The organism is Mesorhizobium sp. M7A.F.Ca.CA.002.15.2.1, assembly GCF_003998715.1.
GTDB lineage: Bacteria > Pseudomonadota > Alphaproteobacteria > Rhizobiales > Rhizobiaceae > Mesorhizobium > Mesorhizobium ciceri.
Genome location: NZ_RZPI01000493.1, coordinates 1 through 4,361, shown reverse-complemented (window position 1 = coordinate 4,361; position 4,361 = coordinate 1). Strand labels below are relative to the sequence as shown.

Sequence of the window (4,361 nt, the reverse complement as noted above, 5' to 3'; positions counted from 1 at the left end):
GTGTGCGGCCATGACGGACACACCGCCATCCTGGCATCCCTCGGCCGGCAGTTGGGGCGCGAGCGGCCTGCAAGCGGCCGCGTCGTGCTGATGTTCCAGCCGGCGGAGGAAACCGGCAATGGCGCAGCCGGCGTCGTTGCCGATCCCCGCTTCGGCGAGATCGCGCCGGATTTCGCTTTCTCGCTGCACAACCTGCCTGGCGTGCCGTTCGGCGAGGTGCGGCTCAAGCCCGGCGTGGTCAACTGTGCGTCACGCGGCATGCGCATCGTGCTGGAGGGCAAGACCGCCCATTCATCCATGCCGGAGACCGGCACCTCGCCGATGCTGGCGATCAGTGAGCTGATGCCGGCGCTGCCGGCGCTCGGGCGCGGAACCTTCGCCGACGACGACTTCTCCATGCTGACCGTCACCCATGCCGCGATGGGCGAGGCCGTGTTCGGCATCGCGCCGGCTCATGCGCAGGTCTGGGCAACGCTGCGCACCCGGCGTGACGAGCGCATGGCGAACCTTTGTGCTGCTGCCGAAGCACTGGTCGCCAGGATCGCCGGCGAGCATCGCCTTACCGCCCGCTGGGACTATCACGAGATCTTCGTCGCCAGCGTCAACGCGCCGGACGCGGTGGAGCATCTGCGGCGCGCGCTCGATGAAGAGGGCGTATCGCACGGCGAAGAGGCCCTGCCGATGCGCGCCTCGGAAGATTTCGGCCTGTTCGGCCATAGTGCCAAGTCGGCGATGTTCTTCCTCGGTGCGGGCGAGCGGCACCCCGCCTTGCACAATCCCGACTATGACTTTCCCGACGACCTGATCCCGATCGGGTCGAGGATCTTCATGCGCACGGCACGCAATCTCCTGGGTTGACCTCCGCCAACTCCAACGCCGAAAGGAACATGCAATGCCAAAGATACCGAAGAACACGATTTGCCTTTGGTTCGACAAGGACGCCGAGGCTGCGGCGCGCTTCTACGCAGAGACCTTTCCCGACACCAGCGTGGGCGCCGTTCACCGTGCGCCGAGCGATTTTCCGTCCGGCAAGAAAGGCGACGTGTTGACGGTCGAATTTACCGTCGCCGGCATTCCCTGCATCGGATTGAACGGCGGCTCCACATTCAAGCAGAACGAGGCCTTCTCGTTCCAGATCGCCACCGACGATCAGCAGGAAACCGACCGCTACTGGAATGCCATCGTCGGCAATGGCGGCCAGGAGAGCGTGTGCGGCTGGTGCAAGGACAAATGGGGCGTGTCTTGGCAAATCACGCCGCGCACGCTGACCGAGGCCATGGCGGCCGGCGGCGAGGAAGCCAAACGCGCCTTTGATGCGATGATGGAGATGACAAAGATCGACGTCGCGGCGATCGACGCAGCCCGGCGCGGCTGACCTCGATCGGGGCTGAGTTGCTATCTGACCTTGATGACGACCTTGCCCTTGGCGCGTCCTGTTTCGACATAGGCCAGCGCCTCATTGGTCGCCTCGAAGGGAAATATCCGGTCGACGACCGGGCGGATCGCGCCGGATTCGATGAGCGATGCGATCTTGCTCAGCTGCTCGCCCTGCGCCCACATGAAAAGGAACGAGAACGTCACGCCACGGCGCTTGGCTTTCGCTCGAATACCGCGGCTCAGCAGGCGAAGCACCAGCCTCAGCACCACGTTCAGTCCCTTTTCCCTGGCAAATTCCGGATCCGGTGGGCCGGAGATGGAGATGAGCTTGCCACCCGGTTTCAGCACATTCAGTGATTTTTCAAGTGTCTTGGCGTCCTGGCTGTTCAAGACGACGTCGTAGCCCGAAAGGACTTTCTCGAAATCGTCTTTCCTGTAGTCGACGACGATATCGGCGCCGAGCCCCTTGACCAGACCGGCACTCGCCGCGCTGGCGGTGGTCGCAATGGTCGCGCCGAGATGCTTTGCCAGTTGGATGGCGAATGTCCCCACGCCGCCGGAACCGGCTTGAATGAAGACCTTCTGTCCCTTCTTCAGCTTGGCCCTTTCGACGAGCGCCTGCCAGGCGGTCAGGCCGACCAGCGGGATCGAGGCCGCCTCCTCCATGCTGAGGTTCCCGGGTTTCAGGGCCACGTCGGCTTCATCCATGGCTATGAACTCGGCGAACGTCCCGATCCGGCCATCGCGCGGCCGCGCATAGACGTCGTCGCCCAGGTCGAATTTGCGGACTTTCGATCCCACGCGCACAACCCTCCCGGCCACGTCGTGACCCAGGATGAAGGGCCAGCGATAGGGCAGGATCAGCTTGAACTCTCCGGTTTTGACCTTGGAATCGAGCAGGTTCACCGCCGCGGCGTGGACCTCGACCAGGACATCGCTGTCCCCGAGTTTCGGCTCCGGCATTTCGGCTAGCCGCAGAGTGCCGTTCTTGCTGTACTTGTCGACGACGAATGCCTTCATGGCAGTGACTTTCTGAGAGTGATTTTGGTGTGTCGCATGTGCGTGAAATCCTCTGCTCGCTGTGTTCAAACGGGCAGGCGGAATTGTTTCCGCAGGCTCTTGTCGAATATCCCCGCGGGAGCAAAGCGACGCAGCAGGCTGACCTGGCGCGCAGCCTTGCCGGCGGTGTAGCGCCGTTGCGGACGGGCATCGGTCGCTGCCTTGACGACCACTTGCGCCACCATTTCCGGCCGGTCGGCGACAGGCATCACGTCGCGAAGCAGCGCTTCCAGCGTAGCGCGGGCCTGATCGTATTCCTGCAACGGCGAATCCGGCTGGATCCCGTTCTGGTCGAAGACAGTACGAACGAATGCCGGCTCGATGACCGAAACGCGGATGTTGAAGGCGCGAACCTCGTGGTCGAGCGATTCCGAATAGCCCTCGAGCGCGTGCTTGACCGCCGAATAATGCGCTGAATACGGCGCGGGCACCAGTCCCAGCACAGAGCCGATATTGATGATGCGCCCCTCGCCACGCTGCCGCATCGACGGCAGCACCGCATTGGTCATGCGGATGACGCCGAACAGATTGACGTCGAACAGAGCCTGCACCTGGGCAATCGAGAATTCCTCGGCGCCTCCAAGCTGGCCGACCCCGGCATTGTTGACCAAGAGGTCGATCCGGCCGGTCTGCGAGAGCACCGTCGAAACGAGTGCGGCAACGGCCTCACTGTCGGTCACGTCGCAGATCAGCATGATCACCCCGTCCGGATCGTTGCCGGCCTTGCGCCGGCTGGTTCCGAAGACGGTGAACCCGGCCCGCGCAAGGGCTTCGGCACTGGCGCGGCCGATGCCCGAAGAGGCTCCGGTCACAACAGCGGTTTTTCCGGCATTCGTTTTCATTTCGTGCTCCAAACTCATGGGGGCTAGCTTTTTTGCATCTGTTAAATTACAGTCGTAATATCAGATTATGATCATAATGCAATAGCAGAAAGGAATAGCAGCCATGCGCTACGAAAAGGGCAGGAAGGACGCCTCGCGCGGCCGGATCCTGGAGGTCGCCGCGGAACGCTTTCGGAAAAACGGCATAGCGGCGTCCGGACTGGCAACCATCATGGGCGACGCCGGGCTGACGAACGGGGCTTTCTATCCCCACTTTCAATCAAAGGCGGCGCTTGTCCGTGAAACGGTCGCTGCAGCTCTCGAGGATCAATCCGACGAGATACGGCAAGCATTGGCCTCCGGCGGCTTGGCAATGGCCATAGACACATATCTGTCTGCGGCGCATCGGGATAATCCCGGGAAGGGCTGCGCCTCTGCCGCCTTGCTGGCGGAAATCGCCCGCGAGCCACCCGAAACGCGTCAGCTTTATACCGAGCGTTTGCTGACCCAGGTGCGCCAGGTGTCGGTAGAGCTGCCGCCGCAAACTCCTGATCCGGAGGGCGTTGCGTTCGCTATCTTTGCGACCCTCATTGGCACGCTTCAACTGGCCCGTGCCGTGGAGGGAACGGAATTGTCGGATCGTATCCTTGCGGCAGGGAAAGCTGCGGCGCGCGCGCTGATCGAGCAGAGTTAGGGGATGTCACGCGTGGGCACGTCAAAGACATCCTCAGGCGGTGCGACGCCCAGCCCCGCATCGGCCCCTTGGGCAGGAACAGCACCGCCCGTATGATGGTCAGATGCGCGCCCGCTCTTCAGTGCCCGGTGCCGCGACCGAAGGACCTGGCGTCCTTGGCCAGCACCAGCTCGGCATCGTCGGTAACATAGCTGACATAGCGATAGTCGCGGATGAAGCTGATCTGACCTTCTCGCCACTCCAGCCACATGAAATGATGCGGTTTCTGGTCGGCATGGCTTTCGAACACAGCGATCACCTCGCGGCCGTCGAGCCAGGCCGGCGTCAGCCACACGCGGTCGCTTTTGGCGTAGATCGTGAAGAACATGCCGACATCCGCCGCACCCGAGCGCGTCGCATGCAGGGACTGA

At 62.7% G+C, this 4,361-nt stretch carries 5 protein-coding genes and 1 pseudogene; 3 read left to right on the top strand and 3 right to left on the bottom strand.

Annotation, left to right across the window (positions count from 1 at the left end):
• Together ENZ74_RS23480 and ENZ74_RS23475 are read left to right on the top strand one after the other, a co-directional pair.
• Window positions 1-858: M20/M25/M40 family metallo-hydrolase (locus tag ENZ74_RS23480; RefSeq protein WP_127313018.1), on the top strand; the 858-nt coding region annotated here is incomplete at its 5' end.
• 43 nt (window positions 859-901) lie between these two features.
• A complete protein-coding gene (locus tag ENZ74_RS23475) occupies window positions 902-1,375 on the top strand; it encodes a VOC family protein (RefSeq protein WP_027160885.1) in 474 nt (157 codons plus the stop codon).
• A gap of 20 nt (window positions 1,376-1,395) precedes the next feature.
• On the opposite strand, the gene ENZ74_RS23470 is transcribed toward ENZ74_RS23475, so the two are convergent.
• Window positions 1,396-2,397 carry an NADP-dependent oxidoreductase gene (locus ENZ74_RS23470; protein WP_063168673.1) on the bottom strand — a complete coding sequence of 334 codons (1,002 nt, stop codon included), beginning with the start codon at window positions 2,395-2,397 and terminating at the stop codon, window positions 1,396-1,398.
• A gap of 65 nt (window positions 2,398-2,462) precedes the next feature.
• A complete protein-coding gene (locus ENZ74_RS23465; protein WP_063168674.1) occupies window positions 2,463-3,278 on the bottom strand; it encodes an oxidoreductase in 816 nt (271 codons plus the stop codon).
• A 103-nt stretch (window positions 3,279-3,381) separates the two neighbouring features.
• Between ENZ74_RS23465 and ENZ74_RS23460 the strand changes: the two genes are divergently transcribed.
• Window positions 3,382-3,951 carry a TetR/AcrR family transcriptional regulator gene (locus tag ENZ74_RS23460; protein ID WP_063168675.1) on the top strand — a complete coding sequence of 190 codons (570 nt, stop codon included), beginning with the start codon at window positions 3,382-3,384 and terminating at the stop codon, window positions 3,949-3,951.
• A gap of 118 nt (window positions 3,952-4,069) precedes the next feature.
• Here the strand turns inward: ENZ74_RS23460 and ENZ74_RS23455 are convergent.
• A pseudogene (locus tag ENZ74_RS23455) lies at window positions 4,070-4,361 on the bottom strand (RNA polymerase sigma factor); the annotation flags it as partial.

What these genes read in the sequence shown, in the direction of transcription:
- ENZ74_RS23460 (WP_063168675.1), top strand. Translation starts at nt 3,382, where the DNA reads ATGCGCTACGAAAAGGGCAGGAAGGACGCCTCGCGCGGCCGGATCCTG.
- ENZ74_RS23465 (WP_063168674.1), bottom strand. Translation starts at nt 3,278, where the DNA reads ATGAAAACGAATGCCGGAAAAACCGCTGTTGTGACCGGAGCCTCTTCG.
- ENZ74_RS23470 (WP_063168673.1), bottom strand. Translation starts at nt 2,397, where the DNA reads ATGAAGGCATTCGTCGTCGACAAGTACAGCAAGAACGGCACTCTGCGG.